We start from the raw sequence: 22,860 nt of genomic DNA, 5'->3' as shown, positions 1-22,860 counted from the left end.
AGTTTGAAACGAGCGTCGTATCTGTTCATGTATCCCTCGGGGTTGGATCTGGCGTCCAACTCCCGGGGGTCACTTCATGGACGGGTTTACGGCGTCTCCCGCAACCGGACCCACCCCGCCATCCCTCAGGAAACCAGCTGTTGCTGTTGCTGTTGCTGTTGCTGTTGCTTCGGCCATAGCTGTTGCTTCGGCGGGTGCAGGGCGCAGCCCTGCCAAACCCCTACCCCCTGGCCATTGCCTGCCACCACTGCGACAGCAGCTCCGGCCTGCGCAAGCGCTCGCGCCACCAACGCAGTGCGGCGCCGTCCTCGCCGGTGCGCCAGGCCAGCCAGAAGGTCTCTTCCGGCTTGTGCTCCTCCACCTCGCGGATCACCAGCTGGCCACGCGCCACCGCAGCGCGCGCGCACGGCTCGGGCAGGAAACCGAAGCCCACGCCTTCGCACTGCAGTTTCAGCTTGCTGGCCATGTCAGGCACCGTCAGCATCTCCTGCCCCATCAACAGGCCCACCGTGCGCGGCAGCAGCCGTCGTGCCGAATCGGAGACCGCGATCGCGCAGTGCTCGACCAGCTGCTCGCGACCCAGCACGCCAGGCACGTTGGCCAACGGATGTTCGGGCGCGACCGCGAATACGAACGCCACCGTACCCAGCGGCTCGACGACGTAGCCACCGCCGCTGGGGCCCTCGCCCGGCGCGCCGCCCAGCAGGTCGGCACGGCGGTCCAGCAGGGCCTCCCAGGTGCCGGACAGGGCCTCGCCGATCAATCGCAGCCGGGTCGGTGCCTCGGCCTCACGAAACGCGGCGATGTCCGGGCCGAGCAGCCAGGTCGGGAACACCGAGTCCACCGCCAGGGTCAGTTCGGTCTCCCAGCCCGAGGCCACCCGCCGCACCCGCAGTTCCAGCTCGCGGGCTGCACGCAGCAGGTGTCGACCCTCGTCCAGCAGCGCGCGGCCAGCTGCGGTCAGCTCGGCGCGCGGGCCAACCCGGTCGAACAGCTGCACGCCCAGGTCCTCCTCCAGCTTGGCCACGGTGTAGGAGATGGTCGAGGGCACCTTGTGCAGCGCCTTGCCAGCGCCCGCAAACGAGCCGCGGCGGTCGATGGCATCCAGGATCTGCAGGGCATCGAGGCTGAGCTTGAGCATTCGAATTTTTCGATGGTGGCTGTCAAAACTATCCGTTTTTCAAACCCGGGGCGCAAGCGGATACTTCTCTCCAACGGGGAAATGCAAGAGCTACTCGCCCGTCCCGCCCCATCGAAACCATCGAACAAGGAGATTCCATCATGCTGCAGATCCGCAAGAGCGCTACCCGTGGCCTGGCCGAGCATGGCTGGCTGTCCTCGCGCCATACCTTCTCCTTCGCCAACTACTACGACCCGCGTTACGTCAGCTTCGGCCCGCTGCGGGTCATCAACGAAGACAAGGTCATTGGCGGCCAGGGCTTCGGCACCCACGGCCACAGCAACATGGAAATCATTTCCTATGTGCTGGGTGGTGCGCTGGAACACAAGGACTCGATGGGCACCGGTTCGGTGCTGCGCTACGGCGACGTACAGCGCATGAGCGCCGGCAGCGGCGTCACCCACAGCGAGTTCAACCACTCGGCCGACGAAACCGTGCACTTCCTGCAGATCTGGATCTTCCCGGACACCGAGAACATCGCGCCGTCCTACGAGGAGACCCACTTCTCGCCGGAGGCCAAGCGCGGCCAGCTGCGCCTGATCGCCTCGCCTGACGGTGCCGACGGTTCGCTGCGCATCCACCAGGATGCCCGCATCTTCGCCACCATCCTCGATGGCGGCCAGAAGCTGCATCACGCCCTCGGCAACGGTCGTGGCGCCTATGTGCAGGTGGCGCGTGGCCAGCTGCAGGTCAACGGCATCACCCTGGAAGCCGGCGATGCACTGCAGGTCAGCGACGAAGCCCAATTGACGCTGGAAAACGGCAACGATGCCGAAGTGCTGGTGTTCGACCTGCCGCTGTAACCACAAGGCCCTCGATGCTGCTGAGCATCGGGGGCCTTTTCGTAGAGCCCGGCCTGCGCCAGGCGTGCTACAGGAGGAGTGTTACCCACCGATGGCGGCGCAGGCCTCCAGGATCAGCGCGGTCACTTCCTTCGGCTGCGAGGCCAGCGAGGCATGGCTGGCATCCAGCTCCAGCAGGCGCTTGGGCTGCATTCTTGCGGCCATGGCTTTCTGGTTTTCCGGCGCGATCATGCGGTCGTGGCGGGACAGCTGGTACCAGCTCGGCCGGTGCTTCCACGCCGGATCGCTGACCGTGTCGCCGAAAGTGCTGGCCAGCGGCGCCTTCTGGGTCACCGCCATCACCCGGCCCTCGTCGGCACTCAGGTCCTGGCAGAAGCTCTCATGGAACTTGTCCGCACGCAGCCAGAGGTAGCCATCGCTGTCCGGTGCCAGATTCGGCGCCGCCTCCGGCAGATGCTGCTGGGTGATGCCACCCGGGCTCTCGCCGGCATCAGGCGCGAAGGCAGCGATGTAAACCAGGCCCTTCACGTTGGGCTCGTTACCGGCCTGGCTGATCACCGCACCGCCGTAGGAGTGGCCGACCAGCAGCACCGGACCGTCGATCTGCCGGATCATTTTCTGGGTGCGTCCTGCGTCGTCGGCCAGCGACGTGAGCGGCAATTCCACCGCCTGCACCCGGTCGTGGCCGTTGCGATGCAGTTCCAGGATCACCTTGGCCCAGTGTGCGGCCCCGCCCCAGAACCCATGGACGAGGAGGATGGTCGGTGTCGTGCTCATGTACGGATCTCCGGCAGCGGCCGGCGGGGTGCCGACCGTGCAGCCACTGTCCGTGGGCGACGTTAATCGCTGGTGACGCGATCGGGTCACTGCAATCGTATGCGTCGCCCGATGTCACGCATGGCACTTGCCGATCCGGCCTGAAAGCGTTTTCATAAAAGTCCCCTGGAGCTTCGCATCGCGCATGACGCCTTCATCCCCACGTGCCCAGCAGCACGCCACCCGTGCCGCCTTCTTCATTCCCGGATTCGCCACCGCCGCGTGGGCGCCGATGGTGCCCTACGCCAAGGCCAAGGCCGGGCTGTCCGACGCCAGCCTTGGCGCCGTGCTGCTGTGCCTCGGGCTCGGCTCGCTGCTGGCGATGCCGTTGGCGGGCGCGCTGACCGGGCGGCTGGGTTGCCGACGGGTGATGGTGATCACCTGCGCGATGATGCTGTGCGCCCTGCCCTTGCTGGTGCTGGCGCCCTCGCCGGTGGCGCTGGGCGCGGCCCTGTTCGTGTTCGGCGCCGGCGTCGGTGCGCTGGATTGTGCGATGAACATGCAGGCGGTCGCGGTCGAGCGCGACGCCGGGCGCGCAATGATGTCCGGCTTCCACGCCTTCTACAGCATCGGTGGCTTCGTCGGTGCCGGCTGCATGACCGGCCTGCTGATCCTGGGTACACCGCTGTGGCTGGCCGCGCTGGTGTCGGTGGCGGCACTGCTGCTGGTTGCGGTGCTGTCGGCGCCGCACTGGCGACCGCAACGGATCCTGCACGAAGGCCCACTGCTGGCGCTGCCGCACGGCGTGGTGCTGTTCATCGGCGTGCTGGCCTTCGTGGTGTTCCTCGCCGAGGGCTCGATGCTGGACTGGAGCGCGGTGTTCCTGGCCGAAGTGCGGCAGGTGCCGCGTGACCAGGCCGGCGCCGGCTTCGCGCTGTTCACGCTGGCAATGACCGCGATGCGCCTGTTCGGCGACGGCATCGTCGAGCGCCTCGGACGGACCCGTACCCTGGTCTTCGGCGGCATCACCGCCGCAACAGGCTTCACCCTGGCCACGCTGGTGCCCTCGTTCCCGGTGGCGCTGGCCGGCTACGTGCTGGTCGGGCTGGGCTGCGCCAACATCGTGCCGGCACTGTTCTCGATGGCCGGCCAGCAGCGGGTGATGCCGGAGAGCATCGCCATCACTGCAGTGACCACACTGGGTTACGCCGGCATCCTCGCCGGCCCGGCGGCGATCGGTGCACTGGCACACGGCACCAGCCTCGGATTCGCCTTCCTTTGCGTGGCCGCGCTGCTGCTGGGCGTAGCCGCATCCGCGCGAGCACTGGCACGACGGGTGGCCTGACAAAAAAAGGGGACGGAGGGGATTAAGTCGCATCTGCCACGGGTGTGCTGCAAACGACTTAATCCCCTCCGTCCCCTTTTTCAGCCGTGTGCCAGCCATTCGGCCTGGGCCGGCAGCTGCGGCGCCGGGCATGCGCTCTGCGGGTGGTGCTCGTCGCGCGCCATCCAGTCGTCAACCACTCCGGCCAGCAGATCCAGCCGCAGCGGCAGGGTGATATGGTCTTCGCCGCGCATCTCGATGTAGTGCGCGCGCGGGTTGGCCTGGGCCAGTTCGCGGCCCTGGCTGACGGGTATGTGCTGATCGCCCTGCCCGTGCAGCAGCAGCACGCAGGCGCGGGTATCGGCCAGCGCACGCGCGACGTCGACGCGGTCCAGATCGACGTCGATGCGACGGCTGGCGTCGGCGATCACCTGGTTGATGTCCTGGCCGCCGTAGCGCCAGCGCGCGTACGACGCCATCGCCTGCGCCTTCAGGCCTTCCGGCTGCAGTCCCATCAGGTGCGGAATCATCGTGCGGATCGCCACACCGGCATTGGCAAACGATTCCATCGCCACCACCCCTTCCACCTGGTCGCCGAGCTTGTCGGCGGTGAATACCGCTGTGGCGGCGCCATAGGACACGCCGAACAGGTACAGCGGGCCGGTTACTTCACCACGTGCGCGCAGCTCGCCGATTACATCCACCACATCGTCGGATTCATAGGTGCCATAGCCCGACGGCCCCGCACCGGACTGTCCATGGTTGCGCAGGTCGAGCGTGACCACGCGGTAGCCGGATTCGGCCAGCTGCAACGACCACGGCAGCATCGAATCACCATTCATCATCCAGCCGTGCAGCAGCACCACGGTGCCGCGCGGTGCCTGCGCGCGGAACGGTCGCGGTACTGCCAGGCTCAAGCCGGTATCCAGCGGCAGGCCGTTCTCGTGGCGCTGCGGCAGGTAGTGATAACGCGCGCCGTAATCGCCAGGATCGAACACACGCCAGAAGATCGGCACGCCATCGCGGCCCCGCGCAAAGCCGTGGCGGTTGGGCAGTTCGGCGATGGCCGCGGCGATGCGCGGGCGATCGAGCAGGGTCGACACGCCACCTGGCGCGATCAGCCGATCGGCGAGCGAGGTGGACGAGGCATTGAGCGAGGAGGAGCATGCAGCCAGCCACAGGCCGGCGCACGCCAGCAACAACAGCAGCAGGCGCTTCATGGGCAATCGAGGATGGGTGCGACAGCGTGGCAGGTTAGCGACGCGGGCGTGGACCATCTATCGCGAGCGGATGACGGCTTGATGACAATCCGGGATCGATTCAGGTTGTCACAATGGCGCGATTGACCTCAGCATTGATCCGGATCAATGAATACGCCGGCACGATTGCCCACAGTGCCGCCATGCGCACCTCGTTCAAGCTCGCCATTGCCCTGGTCGCCACGCTGGCCGCCGCCTACGGCGTCGCCCGCACCACGCCCTACTGGTTCGCACCGCGACAGGCCGCGCAGGTCGACATCCACGATCCGGCATTGATCGCGCAGGGACAATACCTGTCGCACGCCGCAGACTGCGCGGCCTGCCACACCGCACCGGGTGGCAAGCCGTTCGCCGGTGGCCTCGGCATGCAGACGCCGATGGGCACGATCTACTCGACCAACATCACGCCCGATCCGGACACCGGCATTGGTGCCTACGACTACGCCGACTTCGAGCGCGCGGTACGTCGCGGCATCCGTCACGACGGCCAGCCGTTGTATCCGGCCATGCCGTACGCCTCGTACGTGATCGCCAGCGACGCCGAGATCAAGGCGCTGTACGCCTACTTCATGGGCTCGGTGCAACCGGTGAAGCAGAACAACGCCGACAGCACGATCCCGTGGCCGGCAAACATGCGCTGGCCATTGGCCTGGTGGCAGCTGCTGTTCGCACGCCCGCGCACGTTCAACCCGGATCCGTCGCTGGATGCCAGCCAGCAGCGCGGCGCCGAACTGGTGGAAGGCCTGGCCCACTGCGGCGCCTGCCACACGCCACGCGGCCTGGCGTTCCAGGAGAAGGCCATTGCCGATGATGGGGGCCGGCAGTTCCTTTCCGGCTCGGTGCTGGAAGGCTGGTATGCGAAGAACCTGCGCAATGAAGCGAGCGGCCTGGCCAGCTGGAGCGAGGGCGAGATCGTGGACTTCCTGCGCACCGGACGCACCGATCGGTCGGCGGCCTTCGGTGGCATGGCCGACGTGGTCGAGCACAGCACGCAGTACCTGTCCGACGCTGACCTGCTGGCGATGGCCCGCTACCTGAAGCAGCTGCCCGCCCGCGAAGGACGCAGCGCACAGTGGTCGCCCGGCAGCGACACGACCACCGCCGCACTGCGCAGCGGCGACTACCGCGTGGCCGGTTCGCTGGCCTATGCCGAGCACTGCCAGGCCTGCCACCGCGCCGACGGGCGCGGCATGCCGCGCGTCTATCCGGCCCTGGCCGGCAACTCGATCGTGTTCGCTGACGATCCCAGCTCGCTGGTGCAGGTGACCCTGATCGGTGGCCGCACGCCGCATACCCCGCGCGACCGCATGGCCTTCACCATGCCCGGCTTCGAACAGCTGCCGAACGCGCAGCTGGCACAGATCCTGACCTTCATCCGCAACAGCTGGGGCAACCAGGCCAGCGCAGTGAGCGAGGTCGACGTGGCACGCATGCGCCGGGTGGTGCGCGACAAGCCAGTGCACTACGTTCCGCAGGAGTCCGCACGATGAAACGTTCGCGCAAACGCTCCCGCCTGCTGATCGGCAGTGCGATCACCCTCGTGCTGCTGGCCGGCGCCGGTACCCTCGCTTACCGCCATCTGTACCCGGACCTGGATGCCGCCGTGGCCAGCACGATCGATATCCTCGATGCACAGGGCAAGGTGGTCGGCCACTACCGTGCACCCAGCGCCGAAGAAATCGCCGGGCTCGGCAATGCCGAGTCGGTGATGCTCGGCCGCCGCCTCCTCAACGAGACCGCACGGCTGCTGCCGGACAACGTCGGCAACGATCTGAACTGCAACTCGTGCCACATGGCCGAAGGCAAGCGGCCGTTCGGCAATCACTACTTCAACACCGGCGGCGGCGCCTATCCGCGCTACATGCCGCGTCCGGGCAAGGTGATCGGGCTGACCGAGCGCATCAACGGCTGCCTGCAGCGTTCAATGAACGGCAAGCCGCTGCCGAAGGACTCGCCGCAGATGCGTGCGATGCTCGACTACATGGCGTGGCTGAGCAGCCCTGTGCCAGTGGGTGCAAGGGTGGCTGCCCCCAGTGAGGGGCCCATCGACAGCACGCTGACCCCGGACCCGTTCCGCGGCCAGGCGCTGTACGCCGTGCAGTGCGCCGCGTGCCATGGCGACAACGGCGAAGGACGGCGCGACGCCAGCGGTGACATCGCCTTCCCGCCGCTGTGGGGCGACCACAGTTTCAACATCGGCGCCGGCATGGCGCGCCTGTACAAGGCCGCCGGCTTCGTCAAGCACAACATGCCGCCGGCGGTGACCCGCGAACCGCCACTGGGGCAGCAGGTGATGCCCGACCAGGATGCGGTGGACATCGCCAGCTACTTCATCAACCAGCCGCGGCCGGACTTCGCCAACAAGAGCAAGGACTGGCCGCGCGACCCGAAACCCAAGGACGCGCGGTACTGAGCAGAAGCCATTGGAACCGGCCGTCACACAACACGGTTCCTGCTTCGCCGCGTCATGCCGATGTCATGGGCACTGCCGACACTCCGGGGCTTCCCTCCCCTGAAGGTCCGGTTTCAATGCGAACGTTTGCGCGTTTTCCCCGTGTCTCGCTGCTTGCCGTGCTGATCGCCCCCGCCCTGGACGCCCTCGCAGAAGCACCGCAGAGCGATACGGGCGAAGCGCACAGCAGCGATGCCCGTACCCTGGACCAGGTACAGGTGATCGGCCAGGCCACCAGCTACGCCAAGACGTCGGTGCGCGCAGAAACACTGAACCGGCAGACGGTGATGAGCAGCGTCAACGATGCGCTGAACGAAGTGCCGGGCGTGGTGGTCAGCGAGGCCGACGCTACCGGTTCGTCGGTGTGGGGCACGCAGATCAGCATGCGTGGCTTCGTCACCAACCGCGATACGCAGCAGATCGGCACCACCATCGACGGCCTGCCCAACGGCGGCTCCGGCTACGGCGGCGGCTCGCTGGCCAACCGCTACATCGACACCCTCGACCTGGAGACGGTGGAAGTCAGCCAGGGCACCGCTGACATCTCCTCGCGTTCGAACGAAGCACTGGGTGGCACGCTCAACTTCCTTACCATCGACCCGCTGCAGGACAGCCGCCTGCGCTTCGTGGTCGGTGCCGGTGACAACGAGGCGCGCAAGTACTACGTGCGCTACGACACCGGCCTGCTCGGCGGCCACACCCGCGCCTGGGTCAGCGCCTCCTCGTCGAAGGTGCACGACTGGATCGACGGCACCGGCCACGCCAGCAACGACCACATCGCTGGCAAGTTCATCACCGAACTGGATCGCTGGACCCTGACCGGCTACCTGTCCTACAACGATGCCGACGAGCCGGAATACACCAGCGTCTCACCGAAGGGCTTTGCCACCCATCCGGATCGCGACAACCTGGTCGGCACCCTCACCGGCATTCCCTATCTGGACCAGAACTTCCGTTCGGGCTCGCGTGCGCTGCGCGAGAACACTTTCGGTTACCTGCGTGCGGCCTTCGACGGCGGCAACGGGTTCAAGGCCTCGGTGGCCGCCTACGGGCACCGCATGCAAGGTCGTGGCGACTGGCTTCCACCCTACCTGGCGCAGGTCAGCGATGAGGGTGCGGGCCGCCCCGAATCGGAATATCTCGGTGGCAAAACCGTGTACGGCGGCAGCAACCGTGGCCAGATCTTCTTCGTCAATACCGATGGCAGCGCCGCGCAGCGCCTGGCCAGCTGCACCCCGCGCCTGGGCTTCACCGCCGAGTACGATCCGAACTGCTACGCGGGCAACGTGCTGGGCGCGCAGTCCTACCGCCACACCCACTACGACAACGACCGCATGGGCGTGACCGCCGACGTCGAATGGCGGCAGACCTTCGGTGCGATCGACAACACCATCCGTGGTGGCCTCTGGGTGGAGAAGCTGGACCGTTCGGCACGCCGTGACTGGCACCGCCTGCTCAACGTCGGCCAGGACATCGCCTTCGACCACCAGCCGTACTGGGTGCAGTTCGAGGACAAGTACAAGGTCGACGAGCAGATGTACTACGTCGAGGACGTGGCCCGCTTCGGTCCGTTCAGCGCGCGCCTGGGCGTGAAGCAGTTCTTCGTCGACCAGTCGCGCCGCCGCGTGATCGGTGCCAGCGAGCACGTCAAATCCGATTCCAGGTCCGATCCACTGTTGTCCACCGGCGTCACCTGGGCACCGGGTGTGGAAGGCATGGAGCTGTTCGCCGGCTTCTCGCAGAACTTCGCCGCCATCCCCTCCGGCGTGCTTGGCGAGACCGACCCGCAGCGCTTCCGCAACGTCGAGCCCGAAACCGCCGACAACATTGAAGTGGGCATGCGCATCAGCCGCTGGCCGCTGACCGCCTCGGTCACGCTTTACAACATCAAGTTCGACAACCGCATCGTCTATCTGCCGGCAGGTTTCGTCAGTGGCATCGACTACCTGGGCGAGACCGATGGTGTCTACGAGAACTTCGGCGGCGTGGAAAGCAACGGCCTGGAAGCCGCGTTCGGCTATGGGTGGAACAACGGCTGGCGGATCAACGCGGCCTACACCTACAACCGCTCCAAGTACCTGGGCAGCGGCAATGCCGCGCGTGATGCCCAGCTGGGCATCGTCGACGGCGCCAAGGTGATCGGCCAGCCGGAGAACACCCTGGTGCTGTCGGCCGACTGGCAGGGCGCCAACTGGAACTTCGGCCTGTCCGGCCGTTACCTGGGCACGCGCTACCTTGATGCCGCCAACGTCAACACGCTGCCCTCGGCCACCGTGTTCAACGCCAACATCGGCTTCGACCTGCAGGGGCTGTCGCCGCGCCTGAAGGGCATGGGTGCCAACCTGGTGGTGAGCAATCTCACCGACAAGCGGTATCTTGCAGGGGTGGACGGCCGCGACAACGCCTTCATCGGCGCTCCGCGCACCGTCGGCATCTCCTTCCGCGTGGACCTGTGAGTGAGCCCGTGACCGATATCGGCCGACGCCGGTTGTTGCAGGCCGGCGTTGCCGCCGGCCTTTCTCCGCTGCTGCCCAGCATCGCCCGGGCCGCAGCGATCGCCCCTGCCGCGCAGACGCGCAGCCTGGAAGACCTGCAGCACATCGTGGTGTTCATGCAGGAGAACCGTTCGTTCGACCACTACTTCGGCACGCTGCCGGGGGTACGTGGCTTCGGTGATCGGTTCGTCGCCCCGGCCGCCGCGCTGCAAGCCGGTGGCCGCACCCGCAGCCTGTGGCTGCAGCCCGATGCCAGCGGCACGCGGGCGATCGCGCCGTTCCCGCTGGATACCGCCGCACACTTCGGCTACATGCGCGTGGAAGGTACGCCGCATACCTGGCCCGATGCGCAGCGCGCCTGGGACCACGGCCGCATGGGGCGATGGCCGAAGGCCAAGCAGAACCACTCGATGGGCTACTTCCAGCGCAGCGACCTGCCGTTCCAGTTCGCGCTGGCCGATGCCTTCACGATCTGCGATGCGTACCACTGCGCGATGCAGGCCGGCACCAACCCGAACCGGGTGTTCCTGTGGACCGGCCACAACGATGCACAGGCCCGTGCCGGTGGCCCGGTAATCGCCAACTCGCATGACAACTTCCCCGAACACGGCGGGCATCCGGCGTCGTACCGCTGGACCAGCTATGTCGAGCGTCTGCAGAAGGCTGGCGTTTCCTGGCAGATCTACCAGGACATGGCCGACAACTTCACCGACAACCCGCTGGCCGGCTTCGAGGCGTTCCGTCGTGCCTACAGCGCGGCACCCGGACATGATCCGCAGCTGCGCGCACGCGCTGTCAGCACCCGTGGCCTGCCACAGCTGCGCCAGGACGTACTCGACGGGCGCCTGCCTCAGGTCAGCTTCATCATCGCCGATGCCGCCGGCAGCGAACATCCCGGCCCGTCCAGCCCGGCCCAGGGCGCGGCCTATACCGCGCGCGTGCTGGATGCGCTGACCGCCGATCCGGAAGTGTGGAGCCGCACCGCCCTGCTGCTGATGTTCGACGAGAACGACGGATTCTTCGACCACATGCCGCCACCGGCCCCTCCCTCACCGGTGAACGGTGGATGGGCAGGTGCCTCGTCCGTCAGTACCGAGGGCGAGTATCACCGTCATCCCGCACCGGGCGACGAGAAGTACGATGCCGCCGAACTGCGCGGGCGCCCGTATGGTCTCGGTCCGCGTGTGCCGCTGTACGTGATTTCGCCGTGGAGCCGCGGCGGCTGGGTCGATTCGCAGGTGTACGACCACACCTCGGTCATACGCCTGATCGAACGTCGCTTCGGCGTGGCCGCACCGGACATCTCGCCGTGGCGCCGTGCGGTCTGCGGGGATCTGAGCAACGCGTTCGACTTCGCCCAGCGTGATACCCGTCCGTTCGTGCGCGGCCTGCCGGACATGAGCGCGGTGGCCGCGCGTGCCGCCGCCCTGCCGGGACGCACCGTGCCCGCGTTGCCCGAGGGACTGAAGCCGGCGAAACAGGAAAGCGGTGTACGCCCGGCGCGTGCCCTGCCCTACCGGCCGCAGGCATCGATCGCTGCGGTCGACGCTGCGGGCGTGGACCTGACGTTGTCCTGCGAAGGCGCAGCGGCTGTGCTGCATGTCTACGACCGGCTGCGGCTGGATGCGGTGCCACGCCGCTACACGCTGCTGCCCGGTAGGCCGCTGCGCGAGCGCTGGCCGCTGGATGCCCAGGGCCGCTATGACCTGTGGTTGCTCGGCCCGAACGGCTTCCACCGCCACTTCCAGGGAGCGGCCACGGGTCCTGCCGTGCAGGCTTCAATCGATCGCGTCGATGACCAACTGCGGCTCCGCCTGCGCAATCTGGGTGACAGTGCACAGCAGGTGCGCGTGCACGGCGGCGCCTATGCAGGACACATGCCCGAACAGACATTGGCGCTGCCCGCACATGCGCAGACTTCATTGGCGTGGGATGCTACGCCTACCGCCGGCTGGTATGACCTGCGCGTCAGCGCGGGTGGGAGTGTGCTGCGTTTGGCCGGCCGCGCCGAGGATGGGCGCCCCGGCACCAGTGACCCGGCGATGGGCACCGAGCCGCTGCGGTTCGAGCACGATTGAAGAATCCCTGTAGAGCCGAGCCCATGCTCGGCTGCTTTCGCCCTGGTCGCATTGCCCCGAAAAAAGCAGCCGAGCGTGGGCTCGGCTCTACAGCGCAGACCGGTAGATTCAGGCCTCCTGCAGCCCCGGCCGGCCGTGCTCCACCGCGTAGCGCTTCCAGCTCTGCAGCGCGCCATTCGGCTGCATCACGGTATCCAGCGTCTTCATGTCGCCGATCCACGCATCGCGGGTGACATCACACAGCACGTAGCCACGCTTGTCGGTGGTCGCCTTCAGGTAGGGGCTGTGGGCAAGCTGGTTCCTGGCATACGCGTCCACGCCCTGGCCGTCGGCACCGGAAGTGATCGAGGTGGCGAGGAACTCGCTGGAGACCACGCCCGAGTCACGGTGGTCCTGCACCAGATCGCTGGCATAGTGGCGATGCGCGTCGCCGCAGGCGGTCACCACGTTGCCGAAGCCCACCTTCTCGATGTGGTCGAGCAGGCGCCGGCGGCTGTCCAGATAGCCCGACCACTGATCGTCGGACGACTGCACCACCCCATCCTTCTCGCGCATGTAGTTGCCCAGCGCCACCTGGTGGGCGATGGTGTGCCAGCGCGGTGCGGCATCGGCCAGGCCGTCGAACAGCCAGCGCTCCTGCTTCGCCCCCACAATGCTGCGCTCCGGCGATTCCACTTCCTCACGCAGCGCCATGCTCACCTGCTTGCTGCGGTACTGGCGGGTGTCGAGCAGGTGCAGGTCCATCAGCGTGCCGTAGCGTGCACGTCGGTACATCTGCATGTGGCCATCGCGCGGGAATGCCGAACGGCGCAACGGCATGTTCTCGTAGTAAGCCTGGAACGCCTGCGCGCGGCGCAGCAGGAATACTTCGCTGGGCGTGTCATCCTGGTCTTCGGCGCCGGCCCAGTTGTTGTCCACTTCATGGTCGTCAAAGGTGACGAACCACGGTGCCGCCGCATGCGCGGCCTGCAGGTCGGCATCGCTCTTGTACTGGGCGTAGCGGCGGCGGTAATCATCCAGCGTGTAGATCTGCGGGCCGACGTGGTTGCGCAGGTTGGTGAACGGCTGTCCGTTCATCTTCCGCAGGCCCGGCTGGCTTTCGCCTTCGTAGATGTAGTCACCGTAGTGGAAGACGAAATCGAGTGATTCCTCGGCGATGCGTCGCCACGCGGTGTAGTGGCCTTCTTCGTAATGCTGGCAACCGGCCACCACGAAGCGAACGCGATCCACCGCTGCCGTGGCTGCCGGCAGCGTGCGCGTGCAACCCACTGCGCTGGCGTGGCCGCCTACGGTGAAGCGGTACCAGTAGGGCCGTCCGGGCGCCAGCCCGTCCAGCTCCACGTGCACCGCGTGGCCGAGTTCGGGATGCGCCATTGCCGAACCCTGGCGTACCACCCTGCGCATGCCTTCGTCTGCTGCCAGCTGCCACTCGACCACCATCGGCCGGGCCGGCATGCCACCGCCGAACACCAGCGGCTCGGTCGCCAGCCGTGTCCACAGCACCATGCCATCGGCCGAGGGATCACCCGAGGCCACGCCCAGGGTGAAGGGCGTGCTGGCAAAGCGCGGCTTGGCCAGCAGGTTGCGCGGGTTCAGCGCGGTGGCATCGGCCTGCGCGGCCAGCGCGTGTGCCGTGCCCATCCAGGCGCCGGCAGCAGACAGGCCGGCCAGGGCCAGGAATCGCCTGCGATTGATCGTATCCACGGCGCTGCCCTCAGTTGTAGATGATGTGGAAGTAGAAGAAGCGGCCGTAGTCGTCGATCTCGGTACGGAAGCGCCCATTCGGGCCGGTGCTGTAGGTCGGCTGGGTGTTGAACAGGTTCTTGGCTTCGTACTTCAGCGTCACGTGCCTGCCGACCTTGTGGCTGAAGGCCATGTTGAACGTCATGTACGGGTCGTAGTACGAATCCAGCCATTCGGTGTCACCGAAGTCGACCAGCATCCGGCTGCGGTAGGTTCCGGAAAGGCGCAGCTGCGCGCTCCTCCACGGCATGCGCCAGATCACCGAACCATTGAGCGACCAGTCCGGCTGGTACAGCAGGCGATCCAGGCGGCGCGCGGTGCCATCACTGATGCGGTAGTCGGTCTGCCCTTCCAGCCGCGTGGCGTTGAAGTACATGTCGAAGCGCTGGCGGCCCCACTGCAGGTTGCGGTTGGCCACCGCGAACTCGACACCGCGCAGCTTCGACTCATCGGTGTTCATCGGCTGGGTGACCCGATAGCGGGTATCACCCACGTTCTCGAAGGTGGTCAGGGTGTAGATGTCGTCCTTGATCACCTTGTCGAACAACGCCACCGAGACCAGGCCGTTGTTGCCGTTGAAGTACAGGTCCCATGCAAGGTCGATGTTGGTGGAACGGCGCGGCTGCAGATCGGCATTGCCCTGCTTGATGGTGCAGAAGCCCCTGCCCTCCTCGTCATCGCCACAGCTGGTGCTGGTGGTCTGGGCGATGTTGCTCGGCGTCGGCCGGCCCAGCGTGCGGCTGGCGGAGAAGCGCAGGCGCTGGTCCTCGGTGAGCTTGAAGGTTGCGTTCAACGAGGGCAGCAGGTTGTTGTAGCCACCGCTCGTGTTGCGGAACGCAGAGGTATAGGTAGCGCCGCCATCATCGCTGAACGGGCTGTAGGCATCGAAGCGGGTGTGGTCGTAGCGCAGGCCACCGATCAGCAGCAGCCGGTCCCAGGCGTAGTGCGCGGATACATACGCATTGGTGATGTCCTCCACGTACTTGTAGTCGCTGGTGAAGTTGGCATTCGGATACGCCGCATTGTTGCTGCCCAGTTTCGGCAGCAGTTCCTCGGTCCACTTGCGGTTGTCGATCAGCGGGAAGCCGGGCACGCTGCCCAGCAGTGTCGAACCCGGATACAGGTAGTCGTTGAGCGTGGCGCTGCTCTTGAAGTAGTCGAAGTCGATGTCCTGCCAGATCTTCAGGTGGCGGTACTCGGCGCCGGTGGCCAGGCCGAAGCCACGCGCATCGGCGTCGATGTTGTAGCTGAAATCGGCGCGCAGGTTGTCGATGCTCTCCTTGGCATCGCGCGGGGAGACGTAGGCCTGCGCCGGATTGAGCTTGAATGCGGAGCTGGTCAGCAGGCTGGAATCGGAAACCGCCACCGCGTTGGGGAACCCGTGGCTGTCGTTCTCGTAGTCGACGAACAGATTGCTGGGGTAGGCGCGTACACCCCAGTAGACCTGGCTGTTGTGGAAGGTCTCTTCGGTGTGGCCACCGCGCAGGGTCAGCCGCGAACGGTCGCCGATGTCCCAGTTGAAGCTGGCGATGGCGCCACGGTTGCTGCGGTCCCAGCGGTCGTGGCGGTTCTTGATGTAGATGCTGTTGATCTGGGTGGTACCGCTGTCCTCGGTCTGGTTGCGGACCGGAAACTTGGCGTTGCCGTACAGATCCGTCTTGTTCATCGTCGAGTTCTCGTAGAACCGGTACGAATACAGCAGCAACGATGCGTAGAACGGATCATCCAAGGGCTTCCACTCAAGCTTGGCGGAGCCACCGAAGTTGGTGATGAAGTTGGTATAGGTGCCAGTGCTGAAGTTGCCAGGCGCACGCAGCCCGTTCCAGCCCTTGGCCTCGTCCGGGCCCGTGGTACCGTCGGTGAGGTATTTGCCAGCGTCGTTGTAGTAGTAGTTCGACTCCACCCAGCGCTTGACGCTGTTGCGCGAACGCTGCTCGTAGCGTGCCACCGCAACGATGCCGAACTCCTGGTCGACACCAAACTGGTTGGAGAACACCATCTTGGCGCTCTTGCCGAAGTGACCCAGGGTCTCGTGGTTGCCGCCTGCGCTGCGCTCGACGTTGGTCTCGGCGGTGGAATAGATGCCTGCCACATCGGCAAACACGTACTTGCCTGACCGGTCGAAGGCACTGCGGCTGATGATGTCGATCACGCCGCCGATCGCATCCGGTGCCTGCTCCGCACTGAAGCTCTTGTAGATGTCGGTACGGGTGCCGATGTCGCTGGGAATCAGCTGCAGGTTGTTCATTCGCTCGCCGGAGCCACTGCCTCCCACGCTGGCAATCGCGATGCCATCGATGGTGGTGTAGTTGAGGTTGGCCTGTACGCCGCGCACGGTCACGTAACGTGGCTCGCCGGCATCCTCCACCGCACTCAGGCCTGGAGCGGCCATCAGGCTCTCGGCCAGGGTCTCGTCGCCGTAGCTGTCCATCTCGTCGTACACCACCGAATCCTTGATCACCGGTGAGCGCTTCTTCTGGTCGATGACCTCATGTGCAGCAATCACCTTCACCGTGTCCAGGGTCGGCGCCACCATTGCCTCGGCCTCGCGCGGCTTCGGCGCGGCCGGCTTCGGTTGGTTGCGTGCTGGCGCCGGATCGATGGCGATGACATTGCCATCGACCACGGTGTACCCCAGGCCGGTACCGGCCAGCAGCGCGTCCAGCGCCTGCCTGACGGTGGCACCGCGCGGCACCGCACCGGCCATGCGGGCATCACCGCCGGCCGAGTACAGGAACTGCACCCCGGAACTGCGCGACAACTGCTCCAGCGCACGCGCCAACGGCTGCGCCGCGATCGGCGTGGATACACGCGCCTCCAGGCCATCGGCACCGGCGGCGAAGGCCAGCGGCACGCTGCAGGGAGACAGGGCGAGGATGATCGACAGGTAGAGCGTGTTGCGCATCACGGGTCCTTGGAAGAGAGAGAAGGCAGCAGGCGCCGCTGCGTGGCTCGGCAGCGGCTTCTCCCAAGTAAGAGCCCGCATCCACCGAAGTGGAGAACGCGGATTCGATGAATTTTTTTTGACAGTCCACGGCCATTTCGGCCTCAGCGACTGCCAACCCGCACGGTGTCGCCTTCGCGCCTCACCACGAAACGCGGGTCGCGTTCGAGGAAGGCCTGCAGCGCACCGATGCGATGCGCATCGAGACTGCCCGACAACCGTGCCGATGCCGCGCCTTCGTCCAGCACGCGGACCTGCACCTGGTTGTGCCGGTTGAAGGCAGCGGCCACCTCGTCCAGCCGCTCATCCAGGAAGGACACCTTGCGTTGCTGCCAATCCAGCAGCATCGACAATGGCAGGTCCAAGGACTCGACCGCATGGCTGCCCGCGTCGACCTGCACCACTCGGCCTTCGCCCAGCTGCGCAAGACGCCGGGCGTCCGCACCCTGGCTCCATACCTCCACCTCGCCGGAGACCACGCCGATGCGCGTGCTCTGCAGCCGTCGCGATACATCGAATACCGTGCCGATATCCCGGATCTCCAGGCCGTTCACCTGCACCTCGAACGGACGGCGATCGCGGGCGATGTCGAACGTGGCCTCACCCTGCAGCAGCTCCACCTTGCGGCTGAACCAGCCCATGCGTACCCGCAGGCGGCTGTCCGCGTTGAGCCGCACCTGGGTCTGGTCGGGCAGCATCAGGTCGCGAAGTTCACCCTGTCCGGCACTGTAAAGCTGCTCGGTGGGCATCACCTGCGGAACCAGGCCCACGCCGAGCAAGGTGATACAGGCTGCGGCAGCTGCCACCCACCAGCGCGCACGACCGCGCCGCGGCACAGCGCGCGGCGGCGCGTGCACGCCACCGAACAGCGGCACCACCTTGGCAGCGACCTGGCGCGGTGGCAGCGGCGCCTCTTCAGGCAACGGCGATTGCAGCGCTTCGCCCACCTGCCGGTGCAACGAGAGGACGCGCAAGTAGGCGCGCACATGCTCCGGCGAGCGCTTCATCCAGTCCAGGAACGCGAGGCGCCCGGCCTCATCCAACGGCCCCTCGCGGTTGCCCAGGAACCAGTCCATGGCCTCGCAGGCGATCGTGTCGTCGGCCACGGGCGATGAGGTCCGGTTCATGTGAGCTCCCTGGCGCCCAGCACCTTCCTGCAGGCCTCCAGCCCCTTGCCGATGTGCTTGCGCACCATGTGCACCGACACCTGCAGCTGCTGGCTGATTGCCGGGCAGTCCAGCCCGTCGCGGTAGTGCAGCTCCATCACCCGCCGCGTGGTTGCCGGCAGTCGTGCGATGGTGCTGCGGATATCGTTCCAGCGCTGCGCACGCTCGAAATCACCTTCGATGTCTTCTTCGCTTTTCAGCACTTCGGCCAGCAGGTCGACGTCTTCCAGCGGCGGCAGCGACGACCGCGCTCGCGCATGCTCGCGCGCCAGGTTGGCCGCCACGGTGAACAGGTAGGCTTCCGGATTCTCGACCGCATCGGCATCTTCGCCGGTGCTGCGCAGCAGGCGCAGGTAGACCTCCTGCGCCAGGTCTTCGGCATCCTCGCTGGCCGAACCGCGACGCAGGAAGAAGCCACGCAGTAGCCGGCGCCGCAGCGCGTAGCTTTTCTCCCAGATCCTCACGCTGTTCACGGCCGGCCAACCACCCCGAGGCTGGAAAGCCCCGCAGGGTGACCGCCATCGATGACAGTGGCGTTTCAACGACCGGCAGGCAGCCGCTAGAATGCGGCCCCTGCGATGTCCCGGCAGCCGGCACAAGGAGTGCCCCGCAATGAACGCCCGCACCGCCATCAACACCCTCAGCAGCCTGCTGTTCCTGCTGCTGGTCGCCCACACCACCGCCTACCAGCAGCAGATGTGGCCGCCCAGCCGGGTCATCCATGTGCATCCGGTGATCGTCGTCCTCGCCTATGCGCTAGGTGTGCTCACGCTGCTGTTGTGGATCGGCGGTCGTCGTGCACCGGAACCCGCCCAACGCCTGGCGCGCTGGTTGCCCGTCGTCGCCTGGTGCCTGCTGGGCGTCGGCGTGGCGATCATCCCGGTGTTCCTGCCGGGGCTGTCCCCGGCCTGATCAGCGGCCGCGCCCAGCGCATCGGCCCATGATACGGCGCGCGGCACCAACCCTTGCTTGCCAGAGACCCAAGCCCCGCCCGCCTATCGAAGCATGGGGGGGCAGGCCTACGCTTGTCTTCTCGGTGGCCGCCACGGTCGCCCTTCGCGTCACGGCGCCCGCCATTGCGACCCCGCTCCAGTGCTGTGCGCCCTGCCGGTGTTGTCGCCCAGGCAGACCTCCGACCGGCGCCCTCTGGAGACAGCCATGAACCAAGCCCTCATTCCCTTCGATACCGATCCACTGGAAACCCAGGAGTGGCGTGAATCGCTGGAGGCGGTGATGCAGGCCGGCGGCCGGCCGCGCGCGCACTACCTGATCGACCAGCTGAGCGATCTGGACGCCCGGCAGCACGGCGACCTGCATACCCGTGCCTGGACCGCCTACGTCAACACCATCCCGCCCGAGCGCCAGCCGGCCTACCCGGGTGACCTGGCCATCGAGCGCCGCCTGAACGCGATGATCCGATGGAACGCGATGGTGATGGTGCTGCGTGCCGGCAAGCATTCCAACGTCGGCGGCCACATCGCCACCTACCAGTCGGCGGCAGTGCTGTACGACGTGGGCTTCGATCATTTCTTTCGTGGCCGTACCGACACCTTCGACGGCGACATGATCTACATCCAGGGCCACTCCGCGCCAGGGATCTACGGCCGCGCGTACGTGGAAGGCCGCATCGATCCGGCACGGATGGACAACTTCCGCCGCGAAGCCGGCCGCGAAGGCCTGTCCTCATATCCGCACCCGCGCCTGATGCCGGAGTTCTGGCAGTTCCCCACCGTGTCGATGGGGCTGGGCCCGTTGACCGCTGCCTACCAGGCGCGCTACATGCGCTACCTGGAATACCGCGGCCCGAAAGAGCACCAGGGCCGCAAGGTCTGGGCCTTCCTCGGCGATGGCGAAATGGATCAGCCCGAATCGCTGGCGGCGATCTCGCTGGCCGGCCGCGAGCGGCTGGACAACATCGTGTTCGTGGTCAACTGCAACCTGCAGCGCCTGGACGGGCCGGTGCGCGGCAACGCCAAGGTCATCCAGGAACTGGAAGGCACCTTCCGCGCGGCCGGCTGGAACGTGATCAAGCTGATCTGGGGCAGTGGCTGGGACGACCTGCTGGCCCGCGACCACAGCGGCCTGCTGCGCCAGCGCATGATGGAATGCGTGGATGGTGACTACCAGACCTTCAAGTCGCAGAGCGGTGCCTACGTGCGCGAGCATTTCTTCGGCCGCTACCCCGAGCTGCTGGAGCTGGTCGCGCATATGAGCGACGACGATATCTGGGCGCTGGCGCGTGGCGGCCATGATCCGCAGAAGGTCTTCGCTGCCTACCAGCAGGCGGTGAACACCCGCGGCCGGCCGACGGTGATCCTGGCCAAGACGGTCAAGGGTTTCGGCATGGGCGAAGCCGGCGAAGGCCAGAACATCAACCACCAGCTGAAGAAGATGAGCGCCGATGCGGTGCGTGCCTTCCGCGATCGCTTCAACCTGCCGGTCAGCGACGAGCAGCTGGAGGACATGCCGTATCTGCGACCGGAGCCGGGCAGCCCCGAGGCGGCCTACTTCGCCGAGCGCCGCCGCATCCAGGGCGGCCAGCTGCCGGCGCGGCTGGCGAAGGTCGATCCGCTGCCGCTGCCGCCGCTGTCGATCTTCAACACCCAGCTGCAGGGCAGCGGCGATCGCGGCCAATCCACCACCATGGGCTTCGTGCGCATCCTCACCCGCCTGCTGAAGGACCCGGAGCTGGGCAAGCTGGTCATTCCGATCGTGCCCGATGAATCGCGCACCTTCGGCATGGAAGGCCTGTTCCGCCAGATCGGCATCCACTCCTACCTGGGCCAGCTGTACACCCCGCAGGATGCCGGCCAGCTGAGCTACTACAAGGAAGCCAAGGACGGCCAGATCCTGCAGGAAGGCATCAACGAATCCGGTGCGATCTGCTCGTGGATCGCGGCCGGTACCGCCTACAGCAACCACGGCCTGGCGACGATCCCGTTCTACATCTTCTACTCGATGTTCGGCCTGCAGCGCGTCGGTGACCTGGCCTGGGCCGCCGCCGATGCGCGCACCCGTGGATTCCTGCTGGGTGCCACCTCCGGCCGCACCACGCTGATGGGCGAAGGCCTGCAGCACGCTGACGGCCACAGCCACGTGCTGTCATCGGTGATTCCCAGCTGCGTGTCCTACGACCCGACCTACAACTACGAGCTGGCGGTGATCATCCATGACGGCCTGCGCCGCATGTATGTCGACCAGGAAGACATCTACTACTACATCACCGTGCTCAACGAGAACTATCCGCAGCCGGCACTGCCGGAGGGCGTGGAAGCGGGCATCCTGAAGGGCCTGTATCTGCTGCACCCGGCAGCCGCCGATGCCGCCTCGCAATCACGCGTGCAGCTGATGGGCAGCGGTTCGATCCTGCGCGAGGTGGAAGCCGCGGCGAAACTGCTGCTGCAGGACTTCGGCATCGCCAGCGATGTCTGGAGCGCGACCAGCCTGACCGAACTGCGCCGCGATGGCCTGGCTGCCGAACGCTGGAACCTGCTGCACCCGGCTGAGGAACCGCGCGTACCCTACGTGCAGGAGTGCCTGCAGGGCCATGATGGCCCGGTGGTGGTGGCCACCGACTACATGAAGATCGTCGGCGACCAGATACGTCCCTTCATCAACGACCGCCGCTTCATCGCACTCGGTACCGATGGCTTCGGCCGTTCCGACACGCGTGAGTCGCTGCGCACGTTCTTCGAAGTGGATCGCCACTTCATCGTGCTGGCCGCCCTGAAGTCGCTGGCCGACGAAGGCCGCATCGAACGCTCGCGGATGCAGGAGGCCATCGACAGGTACGGCATCGACGCCGGCAAGCGCGACCCGGCCGCGGTATAAGGCTGCTGCATTCACCACGCCCGCTGTGCGGGCGTGGTGCAGGCGGCGCCGCTACGGTATCCGCTTGAACAGATTGGTCTGCAGGATCGGCGTACCGTCGTGACCGTAGAACGCCTTGGTCTCGGTCATCGTCGTACGGTCGGCCGCCACGGTATAGATGCGGGTGGAGGCCGGCGTGCCGTGGTCCACCAGCTGCATCACCAGGGTGTTCGGCGCCGGCAGTTTCAGGTTGGCCTTGTCCGCGCCGTAGGTGCCGGACAAAGGCCCCGGCGTGCCGTCGAGGGACAGCGTGCCATCGGACTCCATGGTCCTGCCGTCGTGCAGCACGATGTCGACGTGCGAACTCCAGCGTCCACCCCCGGCATCCTTGAATTCCAGCACCACCTGTTTCGGGCGCTGCGCCTCGGGCAGCGCCGAGGTGGCAATGTCCAGCGACCAGCGTCCCAGCAGCGGTGAGGGCGAAGCCTCCACGGCCAGCGCCGGAACGGCGGCCAGCGAAAGCGCAGACAACAACACAGCGGACAGCAGCTTCATACGTTGCTCCGTTTCCGTGAAGAAGATGCTGCGTGAAGCGCTGTGGGGCGCAGCATCCGGATCGTGCACAGCATCGGCGCCCCGCACAAGGCAGAGCGCTGAACGGCCGGCAACCTCATTCGCGCCTCCCGTGTGTTCGGCCTCGCGACTAGAGCCAAAACGCCCTTGTTGCCCGCAAGAGTTACGTTATAACATTTCACGTAATCTTCACGGAGCGTGCCATGCGTCGCCATCTGCTTGCTGCTGCCATTCTGCTCGCCGTCCACACCGCCCAGGCCGCAGACGAACCCACCCT

At 66.5% G+C, this 22,860-nt stretch carries 17 protein-coding genes; 8 read left to right on the top strand and 9 right to left on the bottom strand.

What is annotated here, in order from left to right:
• Positions 1 to 220: 220 nt before the first annotated feature.
• Positions 221 to 1,141, bottom strand: a complete 921-nt coding sequence (locus tag O0J15_RS16445; protein ID WP_308305965.1) for a LysR substrate-binding domain-containing protein — start codon at positions 1,139 to 1,141, stop codon at positions 221 to 223.
• A 140-nt stretch (positions 1,142 to 1,281) separates the two neighbouring features.
• On the opposite strand from O0J15_RS16445, the gene O0J15_RS16440 reads away from it, so the two are divergent.
• The gene (locus O0J15_RS16440; RefSeq protein ID WP_171952198.1) at positions 1,282 to 1,983 is read left to right on the top strand and encodes a pirin family protein; all 702 of its coding nucleotides are present in this window, start codon (positions 1,282 to 1,284) and stop codon (positions 1,981 to 1,983) included.
• Between the two features lie 81 nt (positions 1,984 to 2,064).
• Here O0J15_RS16440 and O0J15_RS16435 read toward each other — a convergent pair whose 3' ends face one another.
• Entirely contained in the window at positions 2,065 to 2,760 is a 696-nt protein-coding gene (locus O0J15_RS16435) for an alpha/beta hydrolase (protein WP_019658847.1), read from the bottom strand.
• A 184-nt stretch (positions 2,761 to 2,944) separates the two neighbouring features.
• Between O0J15_RS16435 and O0J15_RS16430 the strand changes: the two genes are divergently transcribed.
• Positions 2,945 to 4,084, top strand: a complete 1,140-nt coding sequence (locus O0J15_RS16430) for an MFS transporter (RefSeq protein ID WP_233652998.1) — start codon at positions 2,945 to 2,947, stop codon at positions 4,082 to 4,084.
• Between the two features lie 80 nt (positions 4,085 to 4,164).
• Here the strand turns inward: O0J15_RS16430 and O0J15_RS16425 are convergent, their stop codons facing one another.
• Positions 4,165 to 5,283 carry an alpha/beta fold hydrolase gene (locus O0J15_RS16425; protein WP_308305964.1) on the bottom strand — a complete coding sequence of 373 codons (1,119 nt, stop codon included), beginning with the start codon at positions 5,281 to 5,283 and terminating at the stop codon, positions 4,165 to 4,167.
• Between the two features lie 182 nt (positions 5,284 to 5,465).
• On the opposite strand from O0J15_RS16425, the gene O0J15_RS16420 reads away from it, so the two are divergent.
• The 4 genes from O0J15_RS16420 (at position 5,466) to O0J15_RS16405 (ending at position 12,347) form a co-directional block, all read left to right on the top strand.
• Complete coding sequence (locus O0J15_RS16420) at positions 5,466 to 6,812, top strand: cytochrome c (RefSeq protein ID WP_308305966.1); 1,347 nt, start codon at positions 5,466 to 5,468, stop codon at positions 6,810 to 6,812.
• Positions 6,809 to 7,735, top strand: coding sequence for a c-type cytochrome (locus O0J15_RS16415; protein ID WP_308305963.1), 927 nt, complete (start codon positions 6,809 to 6,811; stop codon positions 7,733 to 7,735). Before O0J15_RS16420 ends, O0J15_RS16415 begins: the two co-directional genes overlap by 4 nt.
• Before the next feature lie 116 nt (positions 7,736 to 7,851).
• Positions 7,852 to 10,230: a TonB-dependent receptor gene (locus O0J15_RS16410; RefSeq protein ID WP_308305962.1), complete on the top strand. Its 2,379-nt coding sequence runs from the start codon at positions 7,852 to 7,854 to the stop codon at positions 10,228 to 10,230.
• An 8-nt stretch (positions 10,231 to 10,238) separates the two neighbouring features.
• Positions 10,239 to 12,347 carry a phosphocholine-specific phospholipase C gene (locus O0J15_RS16405; RefSeq protein ID WP_180877865.1) on the top strand — a complete coding sequence of 703 codons (2,109 nt, stop codon included), beginning with the start codon at positions 10,239 to 10,241 and terminating at the stop codon, positions 12,345 to 12,347.
• A gap of 108 nt (positions 12,348 to 12,455) precedes the next feature.
• Here O0J15_RS16405 and O0J15_RS16400 read toward each other — a convergent pair whose 3' ends face one another.
• From O0J15_RS16400 to O0J15_RS16385, 4 genes are all read right to left on the bottom strand, one after another.
• Positions 12,456 to 14,051 (bottom strand): alkaline phosphatase D family protein, encoded by a 1,596-nt coding sequence (locus tag O0J15_RS16400; protein ID WP_308305961.1) that lies wholly within the window; start codon positions 14,049 to 14,051, stop codon positions 12,456 to 12,458.
• Positions 14,052 to 14,061: 10 nt separating this feature from the next.
• Positions 14,062 to 16,995 carry a TonB-dependent receptor gene (locus O0J15_RS16395; protein ID WP_308305960.1) on the bottom strand — a complete coding sequence of 978 codons (2,934 nt, stop codon included), beginning with the start codon at positions 16,993 to 16,995 and terminating at the stop codon, positions 14,062 to 14,064.
• Positions 16,996 to 17,138: 143 nt separating this feature from the next.
• Entirely contained in the window at positions 17,139 to 18,161 is a 1,023-nt protein-coding gene (locus O0J15_RS16390) for a FecR domain-containing protein (RefSeq protein WP_308305959.1), read from the bottom strand.
• Positions 18,158 to 18,673, bottom strand: a complete 516-nt coding sequence (locus O0J15_RS16385; RefSeq protein ID WP_019658857.1) for an RNA polymerase sigma factor — start codon at positions 18,671 to 18,673, stop codon at positions 18,158 to 18,160. The genes O0J15_RS16390 and O0J15_RS16385 overlap by 4 nt, the downstream gene beginning before the upstream one ends.
• A 139-nt stretch (positions 18,674 to 18,812) precedes the next feature.
• On the opposite strand from O0J15_RS16385, the gene O0J15_RS16380 reads away from it, so the two are divergent.
• Together O0J15_RS16380 and aceE are read left to right on the top strand one after the other, a co-directional pair.
• The gene (locus O0J15_RS16380; RefSeq protein WP_019658858.1) at positions 18,813 to 19,112 is read left to right on the top strand and encodes a hypothetical protein; all 300 of its coding nucleotides are present in this window, start codon (positions 18,813 to 18,815) and stop codon (positions 19,110 to 19,112) included.
• A 246-nt stretch (positions 19,113 to 19,358) separates the two neighbouring features.
• Positions 19,359 to 22,031: a pyruvate dehydrogenase (acetyl-transferring), homodimeric type gene (aceE, locus tag O0J15_RS16375; RefSeq protein ID WP_308305958.1), complete on the top strand. Its 2,673-nt coding sequence runs from the start codon at positions 19,359 to 19,361 to the stop codon at positions 22,029 to 22,031.
• Between the two features lie 51 nt (positions 22,032 to 22,082).
• Here the strand turns inward: aceE and O0J15_RS16370 are convergent, their stop codons facing one another.
• Together O0J15_RS16370 and O0J15_RS16365 are read right to left on the bottom strand one after the other, a co-directional pair.
• A complete protein-coding gene (locus O0J15_RS16370; protein ID WP_308305957.1) occupies positions 22,083 to 22,565 on the bottom strand; it encodes a LuxR family transcriptional regulator in 483 nt (160 codons plus the stop codon).
• Positions 22,562 to 22,860: hypothetical protein (locus O0J15_RS16365; RefSeq protein ID WP_308305956.1), on the bottom strand; the 299-nt coding region annotated here is incomplete at its 5' end. The genes O0J15_RS16370 and O0J15_RS16365, both read right to left, overlap by 4 nt.

Origin of the sequence: Stenotrophomonas sp. Sm10, assembly GCF_030985515.1 — a bacterium.
Taxonomy (GTDB): Bacteria; Pseudomonadota; Gammaproteobacteria; order Xanthomonadales; family Xanthomonadaceae; genus Stenotrophomonas; species Stenotrophomonas hibiscicola.
The sequence above is the reverse complement of the archived record's forward strand: the minus strand, read 5'-3'. Positions and strand labels throughout refer to the sequence as shown.

Excerpts from the sequence above, each read along its gene's own strand:
- O0J15_RS16425 (WP_308305964.1), bottom strand. The coding sequence starts at position 5,283 with ATGAAGCGCCTGCTGCTGTTGTTGCTGGCGTGCGCCGGCCTGTGGCTG.
- O0J15_RS16440 (WP_171952198.1), top strand. The coding sequence starts at position 1,282 with ATGCTGCAGATCCGCAAGAGCGCTACCCGTGGCCTGGCCGAGCATGGC.
- O0J15_RS16390 (WP_308305959.1), bottom strand. The coding sequence starts at position 18,161 with ATGAACCGGACCTCATCGCCCGTGGCCGACGACACGATCGCCTGCGAG.
- O0J15_RS16435 (WP_019658847.1), bottom strand. The coding sequence starts at position 2,760 with ATGAGCACGACACCGACCATCCTCCTCGTCCATGGGTTCTGGGGCGGG.
- O0J15_RS16430 (WP_233652998.1), top strand. The coding sequence starts at position 2,945 with ATGACGCCTTCATCCCCACGTGCCCAGCAGCACGCCACCCGTGCCGCC.
- aceE (WP_308305958.1), top strand. The coding sequence starts at position 19,359 with ATGAACCAAGCCCTCATTCCCTTCGATACCGATCCACTGGAAACCCAG.
- O0J15_RS16380 (WP_019658858.1), top strand. The coding sequence starts at position 18,813 with ATGAACGCCCGCACCGCCATCAACACCCTCAGCAGCCTGCTGTTCCTG.
- O0J15_RS16395 (WP_308305960.1), bottom strand. The coding sequence starts at position 16,995 with ATGCGCAACACGCTCTACCTGTCGATCATCCTCGCCCTGTCTCCCTGC.
- O0J15_RS16370 (WP_308305957.1), bottom strand. The coding sequence starts at position 22,565 with ATGAAGCTGCTGTCCGCTGTGTTGTTGTCTGCGCTTTCGCTGGCCGCC.
- O0J15_RS16420 (WP_308305966.1), top strand. The coding sequence starts at position 5,466 with ATGCGCACCTCGTTCAAGCTCGCCATTGCCCTGGTCGCCACGCTGGCC.
- O0J15_RS16445 (WP_308305965.1), bottom strand. The coding sequence starts at position 1,141 with ATGCTCAAGCTCAGCCTCGATGCCCTGCAGATCCTGGATGCCATCGAC.
- O0J15_RS16415 (WP_308305963.1), top strand. The coding sequence starts at position 6,809 with ATGAAACGTTCGCGCAAACGCTCCCGCCTGCTGATCGGCAGTGCGATC.
- O0J15_RS16410 (WP_308305962.1), top strand. The coding sequence starts at position 7,852 with ATGCGAACGTTTGCGCGTTTTCCCCGTGTCTCGCTGCTTGCCGTGCTG.